The sequence below is a fragment of the Achromobacter sp. LC458 genome (genome assembly GCF_001005835.2).
Classification (GTDB): Bacteria; Pseudomonadota; Gammaproteobacteria; order Burkholderiales; family Burkholderiaceae_B; genus Achromobacter; species Achromobacter spanius_B.
This window is the reverse complement of sequence record NZ_LBHW02000017.1, coordinates 1-16,598: the sequence shown is the minus strand read 5'-3', so window position 1 is coordinate 16,598 and position 16,598 is coordinate 1. Positions and strand designations below refer to the sequence as shown.

Below are 16,598 nucleotides of genomic sequence, written 5' to 3'. Positions count from 1 at the left end.
CTCAGACCTTGGCGTTGGCCTCGATGAAGCGGCGCACCTCGGCCATCGTGCAGTCCATGACCTGTACGCGCTGCGGCAGCGACTCCAGGTTGGCCAGGTTGCCCGGCGGCGTGGCCGGACGGCCCAGCGCTTCTTCGATGGTTTCGGAAAACTTTGCCGGCAAGGCCGTCTCCAGCACCAGCATCGGCACCCCGGGCTCAACGAAGTCGCGCGCCACTTTCACCCCATCGGCGGTGTGCGGATCGACCAGCACGCCGGTCTCGTCGTACAGCGACCGGATGGTGGCCAGGCGCGCCTCGTGCGAGCTTTGGCCGGACACGAAGCCGTAGCGCGATTCGAACTGCGGCTTCAGGTCGGACAGGTCGAACGAGCCCTCTTGCACCAAGGTGGTCCACAGCGCCTTCACGCGGGAGGCGTCGCGGCCCACCAGATCGAAGACGAAGCGTTCGAAGTTGGACGCGCGCGAGATATCCATCGACGGGCTGGACGTGGCGTACGTCTGCTCGGCCGGACGCGGACGGTAGATGCCCGTGCGGAAAAACTCTTCCAGCACGTTGTTCTCGTTCGTGGCCAGTACCAGGCGGCGCACCGGCAAGCCCATGCTGCGCGCGATGTGACCCGACAGGATGTTGCCGAAGTTGCCCGACGGCACCGCGAACGAGACCTGCTGGCCCGGCTTGTCGGTGGCGCGCAACCAGCCGTGGAAGTAATACACGACCTGGGCGGCGATGCGCGCCCAGTTGATCGAGTTAACGGCGCCCAGACGGTACTTGGTCTTGAAAGCCAGGTCGCTGGCCAGCGCCTTGACGATGTCCTGCGCTTCGTCGAACACGCCGCGCACGGCGATGTTGTGGATGTTTTCGTCTTGCAGCGAATACATCTGTGCGCGCTGGAAAGCGCTCATGCGGCCATGCGGCGACAGCATGAACACGGCCACGCCCTGCTTGCCGCGCAACGCGTATTCGGCCGCCGAGCCCGTGTCGCCCGAGGTCGCGCCCAGGATGTTCAAGGTGGTGCCGCGCTTGGCCAGCGTGTATTCAAAGACCTGGCCCAGGAACTGCATGGCCATGTCCTTGAACGCCAACGTCGGGCCTTCGGACAAGCCCAGTAGCGACAAGCCGCCGTCCAGCGGACGCAGCGGCACGATGTCTTCGCTGTTGAAGATCTCTTGCGTGTACGCCGCGCGCGTCAGGCGGCGCAGGTCGTCGGCCGGAATGTCGGTGGCAAACAGCGACAGCACTTCAAACGCCAGGTCGGCGTAGGACAAGCCGCGCCACGATTCCAGCGTTTGCTCGGAGACCTGGGGCAGTTGTTCCGGCACGGCCAGGCCGCCGTCGGGCGCCAGGCCTTCCAGCAGGATGTCGGAAAAGGGCTGGGCGGCCATGCCGCCTCGGGTCGAGACGTATTTCATGTCAGGTTCTCCACGCGCAAACGGGTGACCTTGGACCGCACGAACGGCATCGCCTCGATGCGCTCGATGGCCTGATTGATGTTGCCTTCCACGGCTTCATGCGTCAGGAAGATAATGTCGGCGCCGCCGATGTGCGAGGGCTGCTGGATCATCGAACCGATCGAGATCGAGCGGTCGGCCAGGATGCGGGCGATGTCCGCCAACACGCCCGGCTGGTCGTCCACGCGCAGGCGCAGGTAGTACGACGTGCTGACGAGTTCGATCGGCAGGATCGGCGTGTCCGACATGGCATCCGGCTGGAACGCCAGGTGCGGCACGCGGTTGCCCGGATCAGCGGTGTGCAGGCGCGTCACGTCGACCAGGTCGGCCACCACGGCGGATGCGGTGGGCTCTTCGCCCGCGCCCTGACCGTAATACAGCGTAGGGCCAACGGCATCGCCCTTGACCAGCACGGCGTTCATCGCGCCTTCGACATTGGCCAGCAGGCGCTCGGACGGCACCAGCGCGGGATGCACGCGCAGTTCAATGCCGTCGGGGCGGCGCTTGGTCACGCCCAGCAGCTTGATGCGGTAGCCCAGGCGCTCGGCATGTTCGATGTCTTCGGCGGCCAGCTGCGAGATGCCTTCGATGTAGGCGCGGTCAAACTGCACCGGCACGCCAAAGGCCAGCGAGGCCAGCAGCGTCAGCTTGTGCGCGGCGTCCACGCCTTCCACGTCGAAGGTGGGATCGGCTTCGGCGTAGCCCAGGCGCTGGGCTTCGGCCAGCACGTCGGCGAACGGCAGGCCGCGCGAGCGCATTTCCGACAGGATGAAGTTCGTGGTGCCGTTGATGATGCCCGCCACCCACTGGATGCGGTTGGCAGTCAGGCCCTCGCGGATCGCCTTGATGATGGGGATGCCGCCGGCCACCGCGGCTTCGAACGTGACCATGACGCCGCGCTCGTAGGCGGCGGCGAAGATCTCGTTGCCGTGCTTGGCCAGCAGCGCCTTGTTGGCGGTGACGACATGCTTGCCGTTGGCGATGGCTTCCATCACCAGTTCCAGCGCCAGCGTGTCGCCGCCGATCAGTTCAACAACGATGTCGATTTCCGGGTCGCGCACCAGCGCGTGCACATCGGTATCAACCAGGATCGAGTCGCCCACGCGGGCGCGCGCCTTGGCCACGTCGCGCACGGCGGCGCGGGTGACTTCGATGCGGCGGCCGGCGCGGCGCGCGATTTCTTCCGCGTTGCGCGACAGCACGGTCCATGTGCCTCCGCCAACAACGCCAAGACCAAGCAGGCCCACCTTCATGGGACGCATCGCGCCGCCCTCGGGGGCTTGCGCGGCGGGTGAGCGTTCAGGGGTATTCATTTCAGCAATCCGTCCTTGCGGAACATATCTTTGATGCCGCGCACCGCTTGGCGGGTGCGCTGCTCGTTTTCGATAAGAGCGAAGCGTACGTAGTCGTCGCCATACTCGCCGAAGCCGATCCCGGGGGACACGGCCACTTTCGCATCCGACAGGACACGCTTGGCAAATTCCAAAGAGCCCATCGCCCGGTAGGGCTCGGGGATCTGCGCCCAGATATACATGGACGCCTTGGGAATTTCCACATTCCAACCTGCTTCGTGCAGGCCGCGCACGAGCACGTCGCGGCGGCTTTGGTATTGGGCCACGATCTCGCTCACGCAATCCTGCGGGCCGTCCAGGGCGGCAATCGACGCCACCTGGATCGGCGTGAACGTACCGTAGTCGTGATAGCTCTTGATGCGCGCCAACGCGTTGACCAGCTCGCGGTTGCCCACCATGTAGCCGATGCGCCAGCCCGCCATGTTGTAGCTTTTGCTCATCGTGAAGAACTCGACGGCGACATCGCGCGCGCCGGGCACCTGCATGATGGACGGCGCGACATAGCCGTCAAAGGTGATGTCGGCGTAGGCCAGATCATGCACCACCAGGATGTCGTGTTCCTTGGCCAGCGCCACCACGCGTTCGAAGAACGACAGGTCCACGCACTGCGCGGTCGGGTTGCTGGGAAAACCCAGCACCATCATCTTGGGCTTCGGGATGGACTCGCGCACCGCGCGTTCCAGCTCTTCGAAGAAATCGACGCCGGGCGTCATGCGCACCGAACGGATGTTGGCGCCGGCAATCACCGCGCCGTAGATGTGGATCGGGTAGCTGGGGTTGGGCACCAGCACCGTGTCGCCGCGATCCAGCGTGGCCAGCATCAAGTGGGCCAGGCCTTCTTTGGAGCCGATGGTGACGATGGCTTCGGAATCCGGATCGAACTCGACCGCGTAGCGGCGCTGATACCAATCACAGATTGCCTTGCGCAGACGCGGAATGCCCTTGGACACGGAATAGCCGTGAGTGGTGGGACGCGAGGTGGCCTCCACCATCTTGTCGACGATGTGCTTGGGTGTGGCACCGTCCGGGTTGCCCATGGACATGTCGATGATGTCCTCGCCCCGGCGCCGCGCCGCCATCTTGAGCTCGCCAGTAATGTTGAAAACGTACGGGGGCAAACGCTCGATGCGAGAGAACTTCCTCATGATGGGAATCCTTAGGGGCGGAAAGGGCGAAAAAACCAGGGCGCGGTCGCGCGAAGGGGAAAGGGGCTTAAAGCCGCGCCAGCACACGATTGCAGCGCAGCAAAACCCTGTAATCTAGCGCAACGACGGCCATGCGGCAAATGGGGCAAAAACGGGTCCGTTTCCCCATTGAAAAGACAGGCTTTTTTTAACCTGTCCACACGCGCCAAAAACCACGTTGTTGCAAGGCAGGGAATCCGCTTATACCGTCAAGCAACGAAGCCCCCAACACTGCAACCCATGGCGAGTTTGATGCGCTATCATCAAGCCCATAAAGCCGGAGTTTTTATTGAAGCTGCATACTGATCCTGCGACGGCCGCCCTGAACACCGTGACTGCTTACGGTGAGGGGTATATCGAGGTCAACCAAGTTCGTTTTTCCTCGTCGGTCGCATTTGGCCCCGAAGGCGAAGTTACCGAATGGCCTGTTGACTCGCCGGCCGACATCACCTCTACCCTGTTGCACCAGGCGGCCGGTTTGACCGAGCCCGTCCGCGACCCGATGGCTTTTCTGGATGAACCGGAAGCCAGCCCCAGCCGCCCGGCCAATGCGCCCGAGGTATTGCTGGTAGGCACGGGCGCCCGGCAACAGTTCCTGCGTCCCGAAGTGTTGCGTCCCCTGTTGGCCATGGGAATCGGCGTCGAGATCATGGACACGCACGCCGCCTCTCGCACCTACAACATCCTGATGGCAGAGGGCCGACGCGTGGTCGTCGCCCTCATCCCCCCCAATGGAGATCCACAGAAATGACGCCCAGCATCGGCAAGCCCGCCCCGCAATTCACCGCGGAAAGCACGATTGGTCCGATCAGCCTGGAACAGTGCCAGGGCCGTGCCGTGATCCTGTATTTCTACCCCAAGGACAACACGCCCGGCTGCACCACCGAAAGCCAGGACTTCCGCGACCTGCACGCCGACTTCCTGGCGGCCAGCGCGGTGGTCATCGGAATCTCGCGCGACTCGCTCAAGTCGCATGAGAACTTCAAGGCCAAGTACGAACTTCCTTTCCCGCTCATCTCCGACGCCGACGAAACCGTGTGCAATCTGTTCGGCGTCATCAAGCAGAAGAATATGTATGGCAAGCAGGTGCGAGGCATCGAGCGCAGCACCTTTTTGATCGACGCCTATGGCGTGCTGGTGCAGGAGTGGCGCGGGGTGAAGGTCCCGGGCCACGCCAAGGAAGTCCTGCAGGCCGCGAAAAGTATCGGTTAGCCGTACAGGAATACCCGTCAGGCGCTATTGCCGGCCCACCCTGGAGAGTGACGCATATGCCGCTTCCGAAGTTGCCCACCCGCCCCGCAGCCATCCTGACCTTCCCCTCGGGCGAATCCGCCCGGGCGCAGGCCCGCACTACCAAGACTGCCGCTGCGCAGTCCAGCACCCACGCCGCGCTTGGCCGGGGCGGGCGCCGTCTTGGCCGCGCGCCCAGAACGAGCCGCGCAAGTTGTTCGTGCTGGACACCAACGTACTGCTGCACGACCCCAGTTCGCTGTTCCGCTTTGAAGAGCACGACATCTTCCTGCCGATGATGACGCTGGAAGAGCTGGACCATCAAAAGAAAGGCATGTCGGAAGTGGCGCGCAACGCGCGTCAGGTCAGCCGATCGCTGGACGCGCTGGTGCAAGACGCCACGCAGCTGGACGAAGGGCTGGAACTGGCCAAGCTGGGCAACAAGGATGCCACCGGCCGCCTGATGTTCCAGACGACCGCCATCCACAGCACGCTGCCGTCCGACCTGCCCATGGGCAAGGCCGACAATCAGATCCTGGGCGTGGTGCGCGCCCTGCAAGAAAAATTCCCGCAGCGCGAGGTCGTGCTGGTGTCCAAGGACATCAACATGCGCCTGAAGGCGCGCGCGCTGGGCATGGCCGCCGAAGACTACTTCAACGACCACGTCCTGGAAGATTCGGACCTGATGTACACGGGCGTGATGCAACTGCCCGAGGACTTCTGGAACAAGCACGGCAAGGACGTGGAATCCTGGCAGCAAGGCGGCACCACGTTCTACCGTATCCATGGTCCGTTGTGCTCGCAGTTCGTCGTCAACCAGTTCGTCTACTTCGAAGGCCAGATGCCGCTGTACGCGCAGGTGCGCGAAGTCAGCGGCAAGATGGCGGTGCTGGCCACCTTGCGCGACTACACCCACGGCAAGAACAACGTCTGGGGCATCACGGCGCGCAACCGCGAACAGAACTTCGCCATGAACCTGCTGATGAACCCGGAGTGCGATTTCGTATCGCTGCTGGGTCAGGCGGGCACGGGCAAGACGCTGCTGGCGCTGGCGGCCGGTATCACGCAGGTGCTTGAGACCAAGCGCTACACCGAAATCATCATGACGCGCGTCACGGTGCCGGTTGGTGAAGACATCGGTTTCCTGCCCGGCACGGAAGAAGAAAAGATGTTGCCCTGGATGGGCGCGCTGGAAGACAACCTTGACGTCCTGAACATGGGTGACGGCGAAGGCAACGGCGATTGGGGCCGCGCCGCCACCATGGACCTGATCCGCTCACGCATCAAGGTCAAGTCCCTGAATTTCATGCGCGGCCGCACGTTCCTGAACAAGTACCTGATCATCGACGAGGCCCAGAACCTGACGCCCAAGCAGATGAAAACGCTGGTGACCCGCGCGGGCCCCGGCACCAAGGTGATCTGCCTGGGCAACGTTGCCCAGATCGACACGCCGTACCTGACCGAAGGCAGCTCGGGCCTGACGTTCGTCGTAGACCGCTTCAAGGGCTGGCCGCATTCCGGGCACGTCACCTTGCAGCGCGGCGAACGTTCGCGCCTGGCCGACTACGCGGGGGATGTGCTGTAAGGTCTGAACGATCACTGCACGCTCCGGAAAAAAAGCCCCTTGAAGAAACTTCAAGGGGCTTTTTCTTGCTTGGACCAATCAACCGACGGTGCTTATTTGTCGGCCGCGTTGGTGATGGCATTGCCGGCCCGGGACATATCGCGGCCCATGCCCGCCACGGTATTGCAACCGGCGAGCACGAATCCGAATACGACAAAGGCGGTCAGCACGATCTTGCCGCGCATGCTGTCAACTCCTGAACAAAAAAATCGATGCAAGTGTGTGGGGGGTGAAGGTCAAACGATCTGCACGCGCAGTTCGCCCAGGCCTTCCACGCCACCGGTGATGACATCGCCTTGCACCACGGCGCCCACACCCTCCGGCGTGCCGGTGAAAATGATGTCGCCCGGCTGCAATTCGAACAGGCCCGACAGGTACGAAATGCTTTCCGGGATGTTCCACAGCATCTGCGAGATGTCGCTGGATTGCTTGCGCTGGCCGTTCACGTCCAGCCAGATCGCGCCCTTGTCCAGCGTGCCCACGACGCTGCGCGGGTGGATCGGGCCGATCGGGGCGGACTCGTCGAACGCCTTGCCGATTTCCCAGGGACGGCCCTGCTTCTTCATTTCGCCTTGCAGGTCGCGGCGGGTCATGTCCAGGCCCAGCGCATAGCCCCACACGCATTCGTTGGCCTGCTCGACCGGAATGTCTCGGCCGCCCTTGCCCAGCACCACGACAAGTTCCATCTCGTAGTGCAGGTTCGAGGTCTTGGGCGGATACGACATTTTGCCGGTTTCACCGTCGGCAACCGGACGCACGGCGTCCGCGGGCTTGCAGAAGAAGAACGGGTCTTCACGGCCGGTGAAGCCCATTTCCTTGGCGTGTTCGGCGTAGTTGCGACCCACGCAATAGACGCGGCGCACCGGAAACAACGCGGCGCTGCCGTCCACGGGGACCGCGACGGGCGGCTGGGGAGGTAATACGTAGTCCATGAGCGATCAACCTATGACAAATACGTGACTGAAAACCGGCCAAATATCTTACCTCCGCGCGCGAGGCGCGGCGCGTAAGGTAAAAATCATCCGCGAGTTTATCCCTTTCCCGGCGCCACGGGCGGCCGGGTTTCGTTCAGGAAAACGTAGGGATTTCACCATCGAAAACCACCAGGCGCTCGATGAAGCCGGCCATATAGGTTTTCATTTCCTGGTGCGCGGGCGACACCTGGTAGCGGTCATGGGCCGCCTCGTCAGCGAAGGCGGCCACCACCGCGTGCGTCAGGCCGTCGGCGCGGCTGGCCTGGTTGGGTCGAAAGGCATAGCCCGCCACCCCATCGCATTCCGCCAGCACCCGATCGCAATACACCTGGACGCGTTCGTGAAAGCGGGCGTCGGCGGCGGACGACAGTTGCAACATCACCACATGCAGAAACATCAGGACTCCTTCTTCGAACGCGTCGCTGCCAGCCAGGCGCGCGCAACCAATCCCATGATGCCGTCTCGCAACAGCAACACGCACAAGACGAAGATGGCCCCTTGCACGATCAGCACCCACGAGCCCAGCGGCGCCAGGTAGTTTTGCAGGGACACAAACGTGAAGGCCCCGGCCAGCGGACCGAACACGGTGCCGATACCGCCCAGCAGCGCCATCAGCACGACTTCGCCGTTGGCGTGCCAATGCACGTCGGTCAACGAGGCCACGCCGAACACCAGCACCTTCAAGCCGCCCGCCAGCCCCGCCACCGAGGCCGACAGCGTGAAGGCCAGCAGCTTGTAGCGCGACGTGGAATAGCCTAATGAGCGGGCGCGCTGCTCGTTGTCGCGCACCGATCGGATCACTTCGCCAAAGGGGGAATTGAGCACGCGCAGCACGAAGGCGTAGCCCAGCGCGAACACGGCCAGCGTGAAGTAATACATGGGCATCACGTTTTGCAGGTCGAAAATTCCGAAGAGCTTGCCGCGCGGCACGCTTTGCAGTCCATCCTCGCCTCCCGTGAAGCCTGCCTGCACCGCAATGAAGTAGACCAGCTGCGACAGCGCCAACGTAATCATCGCGAAGTAGATGCCCTGGCGCCGGATGGCGATGGCGCCGAACAGCAGCCCCAGCAACCCGCCCGTGACCACGCCCGCCAACAACCCGAGTTCGGGCGTGGCGCCCAGCACCTTCATGACGATGCCGGTTGCATAGGCCGCCGCGCCGAAGAAGGCCGCGTGGCCGAAGGACAGCAGGCCCACGTAGCCCACCAGCAGGTTGAACGCCGCCGCGAACAGCGCAAAGCACAGCACCTTCATCAGGAATGTGGGATAGACGAACCACGGCGCCGCCAGCGCCACCACGGCCAGCACCGCCATGGATATCCGCATCGCGCGCCGGCTCAGTTGCACGGGCTGGCGCGTCGCTTCGGCCGCCAGCACGTTCTGCACCTGCAAGGGCTTGCCGAACAGCCCGGCCGGCTTGCACAGCAGCACCAGCACCATGATGATGAAGATCGCCAGGTTGGCGGCTTCTGGGTAGAACACCTTGGTCAGGCCTTCGATGATGCCCAGCCCGAAGCCGCTGACGATGGCGCCCATGATTGACCCCATGCCACCAATCACCACCACCGCGAACACCACGACCACCAGGTTCGATCCCATCATCGGGCTGACCTGATAGATGGGCGCGGCGATCACGCCCGCCACCGATGCCAGCGCCACGCCCAGCGCGTACGTCAGCGTGATCAACAACGGCACGTTGATGCCGAAGGAACGCACGATGGTCGGGTTTTCGGTTGCGGCGCGCAGCATGGCGCCCACGCGCGTTTTCTCGATCAGCACCCAGACCGCCAGGCACAGCACCAGCGACACGGCCACCGCCCAACCGCGATACCACGGCAGGAACATGAAGCCCAGGTTCACACCGCCGGACAAGGCCTTTGGGATGGTGTACGGCAGCCCCGACACGCCATAGGCCTGGCGCAGCCCGCCTTCGATCAGCAGCGCGATGCCGAACGTGAGCAGCAGCCCGTACAGGTGGTCCATGCGATAGGTGCGGGATATCAGCAGGCGCTCGACCACCACGGCAAACACCGCCATGATGAGCGGCACCAGCACCAGCGCGGCCCAGTAGTTCACGCCCAGGTAATTGAGCAGCATCCAGGCCAGAAACGCACCGGCCGTGTACTGCGCGCCATGGGCAAAGTTGATGATGTTCAACAGGCCGAAAATCACCGCCAGCCCGATCGAGAGCAAGGCGTAGAAAGACCCGTTGATCAGGCCCAGCAACAGCTGGCCGAACAGCGCCGTGGACGGCACACCGAAAATTTCGAACACAGGGATTCTCCTTTCAGACGCCCAGGCGGCGTGCGATCCGGGCAGGATCGCGGCGCGCCTCGTCCGCCGACAACTGATCGACCACGCAACCGTGCTCCATGACGTAGTGGCGGTCGGCCACCTTGGTCGCAAAGCGGAAGTTCTGCTCGACCAGCACGATGGTGAAGCCGCGTTCTTTCAGCGTGCGGATGGCGTGTCCGATCTGCTGCACGATGACGGGCGCCAGGCCTTCGGTGGGCTCGTCCAGCAGGATCAGCTGCGCACCGGTGCGCAAGATGCGCGCGATGGCCAGCATCTGCTGCTCGCCGCCCGACAGGTTGCCGCCGGAACTGGCGCTGCGTTCGCGCAGGTTGGGAAACAGCGTGTAGATTTCGTCCAGCGACATGCCGCCGTCGGCCAGGCGCGGCGGCAGCAGCAGGTTTTCGGTGACGCTCAAGCTGCGGAACACCGCCCGCTCTTCGGGGCAATACACCACGCCCAGCCGCGGGATGCGGTGCGGCGCCATGTTCACCGTTTCCTGCCCGTTCAAGCGGATGGAACCGCGCCGCTTGTCCAGAATGCCCATGATGGCGCGCAGCGTCGTGGTCTTGCCCGCGCCGTTGCGGCCCAGGATGGTGACAAGTTCGCCACGCTGAACGTCGATGTTCACGCCGTGCAGCACGTGGGATTCCCCGTACCAGGCGTTAAGGTCGTTGATGGCCAGCATGTCAGTGCGCCTCCTCGTCCGAGCCCATGTACGCGGTGATGACGCGTTCATCGCGCGACACGGCGGCGTAATCGCCTTGCGCCAGCACCGCGCCGCGCGCCAGCACGGTGATGGTGTCGGACAGGTCCGCCACCACGGACAGGTTGTGTTCGACCATCAGGATGCTGCGGTTCACCGCCACGCGCCGGATCAATGCGGCGATGCGGGCCACGTCTTCCTGGCCCAGCCCCGCCATGGGTTCGTCCAGCAACATGATGTCGGGGTCCAGCGCCAGCGTCATCGCGATTTCCAGCGCACGCTTGCGGCCATAGGGCAGCATGGCCGCCGTCGTGTCCGCCAGATTGGCCAGGCCCACCGCGTCCAGCAACTCCATGGCGCGTTCGTTCAGGCGGTCAACGCTACGGCGGCTGCGCCAGAAACGCATGCCGTCGCCATGCTGGCGCATCAAGGCCACACGCATGTTCTGCAGCACGGTCAGGCCCAGGAACACGGCCGAAATCTGGAACGACCGCACGATGCCCAGCCGGGCAATCTGCTCGGGTGCCAGCGCCGTGATGTCGCGCCCACGGTAATGGATGACGCCCGCGTCGGGCGTCAGAAACTTAGTCAGCAGATTGAAGCAGGTGGTCTTGCCGGCGCCATTGGGGCCGATCAAGGCGTGGATGGAGCCTTCGTGCAGGGCAAGGGTCACGCCATCGACGGCATTGAAGCCGCCGAAGCGCTTGACCAGCCCCTGTGCGGACAGAACCGCTGGGGTGCTTGGCGTCGTCATGGTGGGCCTCTTACATGCGGGCCAACAGGCCGCCGTCGATCGCCAGGACATGCCCGTTGACGAACGAGGCGGCCTTCGAGGCCAGGTACACCACGGCAGGCGCAACGTCTTGCGGCGTGGCCCATCGGCCCACCGGCACCGAGGCCGACAGGAAGGTTTGGAAGTCGGGGTTGTCTTGCAGCCCCTGCGTGAAATCGGTGCGCACAAAGCCCGGGGCCAGCGCATTGCACGTGACGCCGCTGGCGCCGTATTCCACCGCCAGTGCGCGCGTGAAGGCGGCGATGGCGCCCTTGGCGGTGGCGTAGGCGGCAATGTTGGGCATGGTCGCCTGCCCCGCCACCGATGACATCAGCACGATGCGGCCGAAGCCGCGCTTGCCCATGCCCGGCAGCACGGCGCGCGCGCAATGAAACGCGCCGTTCACGTGCACGTTCTGCAAGGCCTGCCACTCGGCCGGCGTCATCTCGACAACGGGCTTGCGATTCTGGTTGCCGGCATTGCTGACCAATACGTCGATGGACAGGCCCGCGTCATCCAGACGCGCCACGGCGTCGGTCACGGCGCTCGCGTCGGCCACGTCAAAGGACACGCCATGAGCGTCGATTCCCAGCGCGGCCAGCTTGGCGGCCGCGGCGTCGCAGGCGGCTTGCGACAGGTCGTTGACCACCACCCGCGCCCCCGCGCGGCCCAGCGCTTCAGCGATGGCGTAGCCCAGGCCCCTTGCCGCGCCCGTCACCAGCGCGACGCGCTCCGCCAGACCGAACATCTGGTCCAGATAGTCGTGTTTCAAGCTTGTCTCCTTGTTTTATAGGCATCGGATCTCTAGGTCCGGCCTGTGTCGCCCCTGCTTCTTCGTACAAAACACGGTTGACATGAATCTCAATATACGCGACTATTTTTGAACACTCAATAACAAGATATTTATCTTCGATAACGAGTTCTGGCTAGGAGACAATCATGGCCCTCGAAACCCCCGGCTGCCCCGCCGCGAATGCGCTGCCGCCCCTGGCGTCGCGCTTTCTGAAAGTGGCCGACCTGCCCTGGAAACCCACGCAAGTAGAAGGCATCGACATGAAGGTGCTGATGCAGGACAAGGAAACCGGCTTGCTGACCGCCCTGTTCCGCTGGCAGCCCGGCACCGAACTGCCCCTGCACGAACACGTGGAAGTCGAACAGACCTATGTGTTGGAAGGTTCCATCGTGGACGCCGAAGGCGAGGTCTGCGCGGGCGACTACGTGTGGCGGCCACGCGGCAACCAGCACATTGCGCGCGCCCCCAACGGCGCGCTCGTCCTCAGCTTTTTCTTAAAGCCCAATCTGTTCATCGACGCCTACGCCGGCCAGACGCTGGAGTAAGCCCCGGCTTTTTCAACCCGCACGACCCCGCATGACCGCCCGGCACAGGGCGGCGCGCAAAAGAACAAGCCCCCAAGGAGACACCCCATGAAGACCCGTATCAAGAACAGCCTTGCCGCCTGCGTGCTGGGCGCCCTTTCCATTCCCGCCATGGCGCAGGTATCGGACGACGTCGTGAAGATCGGCGTGCTGGGCGATCAGTCCGGCATGATGGCGGACCTGTCCGGCAAGTTCGGCGTGGAAGCCGTAAAGATGGCCGTCGAGGATTTCGGCGGCAACGTGCTGGGCAAGCCCATCGAAGTGATTTCGGCCGACCACCAGAACAAGGTGGACATCGGGGTGTCGGTGGCGCGCCGATGGTACGAGAACGACAAGGTGGACCTGATCCTGGACGTGCCCAACTCGGCCATCGCGCTGGCCGTGCAGGACCTGACCCGTCAAATGAAGCGCGTGGTCATCTTCACCAGCGCGGGGTCGGCGGACCTGACGGGCAAGGCGTGTTCGCCCAACGGCATGCACTGGACCTACGACACCTACGCCTACGCCACCGGCGTGGCCAACGGCGTGATCGAGGACGGCGGCAAAAGCTGGTTTTTCATTACTTCCGACTACGCGTTCGGCCACTCGCTGGAACGCGACGCCATGGCGGTCGTCAAGGCCAAGGGCGGCCAGGTGGTGGGCAGCGTGCGCCATCCCATCGCCAGCTCGGACTTTTCGTCTTTCCTGTTGCAAGCGCAAGCGTCAAAGGCGCAGGTGATCGGCCTGGCCAACGGCAGCGGCGACACCATCAACAGCATCAAGCAGGCCTTTGAATTCGGCATCATGGGCAGCAAGCAGCGAGTGGCCGCACTGTTCATGAGCATCGTCGATGTGCGCAGCGTGGGGCTGGAATACGCGCAAGGGCTGAACCTGGTCGAACCGTTCTATTGGGACCAGGACGACAAGGCACGCCAATGGTCCGAACGCTATTTCAAGCGCACGGGCCGCATGCCGTCGATGGTGCAGGCCAGCAACTACAGCGCCACGATGCACTACCTGAATGCCGTCAAGGCCGCCGGCACAGACGCATCCGAACCCGTGCTGAAAAAGATGCACGAGACGCCCATCAACGACTTCATGACGGAAAACGGCCGCATCCGCGAGGACGGCCGCGTCATGCGCGACCTGTATCTGTTCCAGGTCAAGAAACCGTCGGAGTCCAAGCGCGATTGGGACTACTACAACCTGGTGCGCAAGATTCCGGCCGAACAGGCGTTCCGCCCGCTCAAGGACGGCGGCTGCTCGCTGGTGAAGTCGTGATGGACGGCGCGCAGTCGCTGTTGGCCGGCAAGCGCGCCGTGATCACGGGGGGCGCCAACCCCCGTGGCATCGGCGCGGCCGTTGTCGAGCTCTTCCTGGCGCAGGGCGCCAGCGTCGCGGTGCTGGACCACGCCTATCCCGAAGACGGCCCGGGCGCCCTGGTGGACGGCCGCGTCAACCTGCATTGCGACGTGTCGCGCGGCGCCTCGTGCGAGGCCGCGCTGGCCCGCGCCGTACAGGCGCTGGGCGGCCTCGACGTGCTGGTCAACAACGCCGGCATCGTGGCCGCCACGCGAATCTGGGATCTGCCCGAAGACGAATTCCGGCGCATGGTCGACGTCAACCTGACGGGCACCTACAACGTCACGCACGCCGCCCTGCCCGCGTTGCTGGAAAGCACGCGGCAACCGGCCATCGTCAACTTGGGGTCCACCGCCGCCCTGCGCGGCGGCGGCCTGCTGGGGGGCTCGCATTACGCGGCGTCCAAAGGCGGCGTCATCAGTTTCACCAAGGCGCTGGCGCGCGAACTGGGCCCACGCGGCGTACGCGCCAATTGCGTTGCGCCCGGCATTATCGAAACGGACATGACGCTGGGAAAATTCGGCGAAAATTGGGAACAAGAACTCAAACAGGGCATTCCGCTGCAACGTTTCGGCTCGCCCGCCGAGGTTGCCCAAGCCATTCTGTTCCTGGCCTCGGACCTGTCCTCCTATTCAACCGGCATCGTGGTCGACGTCAACGGCGGCTTCCACATTCACTAGGCACGTCCCCGCGCAATGAGCACTCCCGACCGCATGCTGTCCATCCTTGACCTTTTTCGCGACGACACCACCGCCGCGTTCCAGGAGGACGTCATGGCCCATCTGGATTGCTCGCGCGCCACCGCGTATCGCTACCTGAAATCGCTGACCGAAAGCGGGCTGCTGGCGCCCACCGCGGGCGGGGCCTACGTGCTGGGCTCGCGCATCATCGAACTGGACCGCCATCTGCGCCAGCACGACCCGCTGATGCGCGCGGCGCGCGACGTCATGCGCGCCACGGGCGACGAACTGCACGCCAACCTGATGTTGTGCAGCTACTACGGTGACAAGGTCATGTGCGTGGACCGCTACTGGACCGACAACTCGATCGAATCGAGCTATGCGCGCGGCCGGCCGTTCCCGATGTTCCGGGGCGCGACGGCCAAGCCCATCCTGGCGAACCTGCCACCCTACCAGTTGCGCAACCTGATGCTGTGGCACGCGGCCGAAATCCGCGAGGCGGGCCTGGGTGAAGACTGGGACGAATTTCGCGCCAACCTGAAACGGCTGCGCACGGCGGGCGTATGCGTATCGCATGGCGAGGTCGACCCCGGCTTGATGGGGATCGGCGCGGCGATCTTCAGCCCCGAGCAAAAGGTGGTGGGCAGCCTGGTCTTCATTGCCGCCCAGGCGAACACGTCGGCATCGCGCCTTGAGGTCTTGCAAGCGCGCATCCAGGTGGCGGCGGCCGAAGTGTCCCAGAACCTGCAAGCCCCACAAAGCAACGGCGCGGCGGCGATCGGCATCATGCCGTCGCGGCCGCGCCGCATCAAGGCCCCCGCCGGTGCAACACCGGCGCGGACCAAAGCCTGATCAGGCCTTGTTGTAGCGTTCGACGCTGTTCACGATTTCTTCGTGAGCGGCGTCCACACCCTTCCAACCCTTGACCTTGACCCACTTGCCCTTTTCGAGATCTTTGTAGTGCTCGAAAAAGTGCTGGATACGCGCGACGTCTTCGGTCGGCAGGTCTTCGTACGACTTGATGTTGCGGTACGGGGGGTACAGCTTTTCAATCGGCACGGCCAACAGCTTGGCGTCGCCGCCCGACTCGTCGTCCATTTCCAGCACGCCGATGGCGCGGCAGCGCACGACGGCGCCGATCTGGATCGGGAACGGGGTCAGGACCAGCACGTCGGCGGGGTCGCCGTCGTCCGACAGGGTTTGCGGGATGTAGCCGTAGTTGCACGGGTAGTGCATGGCGGTCAGCATGAAGCGGTCAACGAAAATCGCGCCCGTGTCCTTGTCGACCTCGTACTTGACCGGGTCGGCGTTCATGGGGATTTCGATGATGACGTTGAAGTCTTCCGGCAGCTTCTTGCCAGGGGAGACGCGATCAAGACTCATGATTCAACCTTGTTGTTTGTCTGAAGAAATGTTCAAAGCGAGCCGTCGTCCTTGAACGGCGGCTTGGTCGTCGGCACCGGCGCCGACGCCGGGGCGGGCGTGGGCTTGGCGGGGGCGGCGGGCGCCGGCGGATAGGTAGGCCCGGGGTCATCGGAAAACCGCCCCGGGAACCGGGCGCTGTCGAAAGAACCGTCGAAATCCGCCGTGCCCCCCGCCCACGGGGGGTCTTCGGG

At 64.0% G+C, this 16,598-nt stretch carries 17 protein-coding genes and 2 pseudogenes; 7 read left to right on the top strand and 12 right to left on the bottom strand.

Features of this window, described 5'->3' with window-relative positions; all coding sequences use genetic code 11:
• Position 1: 1 nt before the first annotated feature.
• From thrC to alaC, 3 genes are read right to left on the bottom strand one after another with little or no spacing between them, the layout of a single operon-like run.
• Positions 2-1,411, bottom strand: a complete 1,410-nt coding sequence (gene thrC / locus YH64_RS15660) for a threonine synthase (RefSeq protein ID WP_046805543.1) — start codon at positions 1,409-1,411, stop codon at positions 2-4.
• Entirely contained in the window at positions 1,408-2,712 is a 1,305-nt protein-coding gene (locus tag YH64_RS15655; protein WP_046805560.1) for a homoserine dehydrogenase, read from the bottom strand. The genes thrC and YH64_RS15655 overlap by 4 nt, the downstream gene beginning before the upstream one ends.
• A gap of 47 nt (positions 2,713-2,759) precedes the next feature.
• The gene (alaC, locus tag YH64_RS15650) at positions 2,760-3,947 is read right to left on the bottom strand and encodes an alanine transaminase (RefSeq protein WP_006218372.1); all 1,188 of its coding nucleotides are present in this window, start codon (positions 3,945-3,947) and stop codon (positions 2,760-2,762) included.
• Between the two features lie 328 nt (positions 3,948-4,275).
• Between alaC and YH64_RS15645 the strand changes: the two genes are divergently transcribed.
• The 3 genes and pseudogenes from YH64_RS15645 (at position 4,276) to YH64_RS15635 (ending at position 6,801) form a co-directional block, all read left to right on the top strand.
• Positions 4,276-4,737 (top strand): Mth938-like domain-containing protein, encoded by a 462-nt coding sequence (locus tag YH64_RS15645; protein WP_046805544.1) that lies wholly within the window; start codon positions 4,276-4,278, stop codon positions 4,735-4,737.
• Positions 4,734-5,198 (top strand): peroxiredoxin, encoded by a 465-nt coding sequence (locus YH64_RS15640; protein ID WP_046805545.1) that lies wholly within the window; start codon positions 4,734-4,736, stop codon positions 5,196-5,198. The genes YH64_RS15645 and YH64_RS15640 overlap by 4 nt, the downstream gene beginning before the upstream one ends.
• Positions 5,199-5,254: 56 nt before the next feature.
• Positions 5,255-6,801: pseudogene (locus tag YH64_RS15635) on the top strand (PhoH family protein).
• 92 nt (positions 6,802-6,893) lie between these two features.
• Here the strand turns inward: YH64_RS15635 and YH64_RS15630 are convergent.
• The 7 genes from YH64_RS15630 to YH64_RS15600 form a co-directional block, all read right to left on the bottom strand.
• Positions 6,894-7,025, bottom strand: a complete 132-nt coding sequence (locus YH64_RS15630) for an entericidin A/B family lipoprotein (protein ID WP_006218367.1) — start codon at positions 7,023-7,025, stop codon at positions 6,894-6,896.
• A gap of 51 nt (positions 7,026-7,076) precedes the next feature.
• Complete coding sequence (locus YH64_RS15625; RefSeq protein ID WP_046802843.1) at positions 7,077-7,772, bottom strand: fumarylacetoacetate hydrolase family protein; 696 nt, start codon at positions 7,770-7,772, stop codon at positions 7,077-7,079.
• A gap of 136 nt (positions 7,773-7,908) precedes the next feature.
• Complete coding sequence (locus YH64_RS15620) at positions 7,909-8,211, bottom strand: Dabb family protein (RefSeq protein WP_046802842.1); 303 nt, start codon at positions 8,209-8,211, stop codon at positions 7,909-7,911.
• A complete protein-coding gene (locus tag YH64_RS15615) occupies positions 8,211-10,088 on the bottom strand; it encodes an ABC transporter permease (RefSeq protein ID WP_046802841.1) in 1,878 nt (625 codons plus the stop codon). Before YH64_RS15615 ends, YH64_RS15620 begins: the two co-directional genes overlap by 1 nt.
• Before the next feature lie 13 nt (positions 10,089-10,101).
• Positions 10,102-10,794: an ABC transporter ATP-binding protein gene (locus tag YH64_RS15610; RefSeq protein WP_046802840.1), complete on the bottom strand. Its 693-nt coding sequence runs from the start codon at positions 10,792-10,794 to the stop codon at positions 10,102-10,104.
• A 1-nt stretch (position 10,795) separates the two neighbouring features.
• Positions 10,796-11,566, bottom strand: coding sequence for an ABC transporter ATP-binding protein (locus YH64_RS15605; protein ID WP_104143218.1), 771 nt, complete (start codon positions 11,564-11,566; stop codon positions 10,796-10,798).
• A 10-nt stretch (positions 11,567-11,576) separates the two neighbouring features.
• Positions 11,577-12,356: an SDR family NAD(P)-dependent oxidoreductase gene (locus YH64_RS15600; RefSeq protein WP_046802838.1), complete on the bottom strand. Its 780-nt coding sequence runs from the start codon at positions 12,354-12,356 to the stop codon at positions 11,577-11,579.
• 167 nt (positions 12,357-12,523) lie between these two features.
• Between YH64_RS15600 and YH64_RS15595 the strand changes: the two genes are divergently transcribed.
• The 4 genes from YH64_RS15595 (at position 12,524) to YH64_RS15580 (ending at position 15,834) form a co-directional block, all read left to right on the top strand.
• The gene (locus tag YH64_RS15595; protein WP_046802837.1) at positions 12,524-12,922 is read left to right on the top strand and encodes a cupin domain-containing protein; all 399 of its coding nucleotides are present in this window, start codon (positions 12,524-12,526) and stop codon (positions 12,920-12,922) included.
• Positions 12,923-13,009: 87 nt separating this feature from the next.
• Positions 13,010-14,221: an ABC transporter substrate-binding protein gene (locus tag YH64_RS15590; RefSeq protein WP_046802836.1), complete on the top strand. Its 1,212-nt coding sequence runs from the start codon at positions 13,010-13,012 to the stop codon at positions 14,219-14,221.
• Positions 14,221-14,982 carry an SDR family NAD(P)-dependent oxidoreductase gene (locus YH64_RS15585; RefSeq protein WP_046802835.1) on the top strand — a complete coding sequence of 254 codons (762 nt, stop codon included), beginning with the start codon at positions 14,221-14,223 and terminating at the stop codon, positions 14,980-14,982. The genes YH64_RS15590 and YH64_RS15585 overlap by 1 nt, the downstream gene beginning before the upstream one ends.
• 15 nt (positions 14,983-14,997) lie before the next feature.
• A complete protein-coding gene (locus tag YH64_RS15580; protein WP_046802834.1) occupies positions 14,998-15,834 on the top strand; it encodes an IclR family transcriptional regulator in 837 nt (278 codons plus the stop codon).
• On the opposite strand, the gene ppa is transcribed toward YH64_RS15580, so the two are convergent.
• Positions 15,835-16,365 carry an inorganic diphosphatase gene (gene ppa / locus YH64_RS15575; protein WP_046802833.1) on the bottom strand — a complete coding sequence of 177 codons (531 nt, stop codon included), beginning with the start codon at positions 16,363-16,365 and terminating at the stop codon, positions 15,835-15,837.
• A 32-nt stretch (positions 16,366-16,397) separates the two neighbouring features.
• Positions 16,398-16,598: pseudogene (locus YH64_RS15570) on the bottom strand (protoheme IX synthesis protein); the annotation flags it as partial.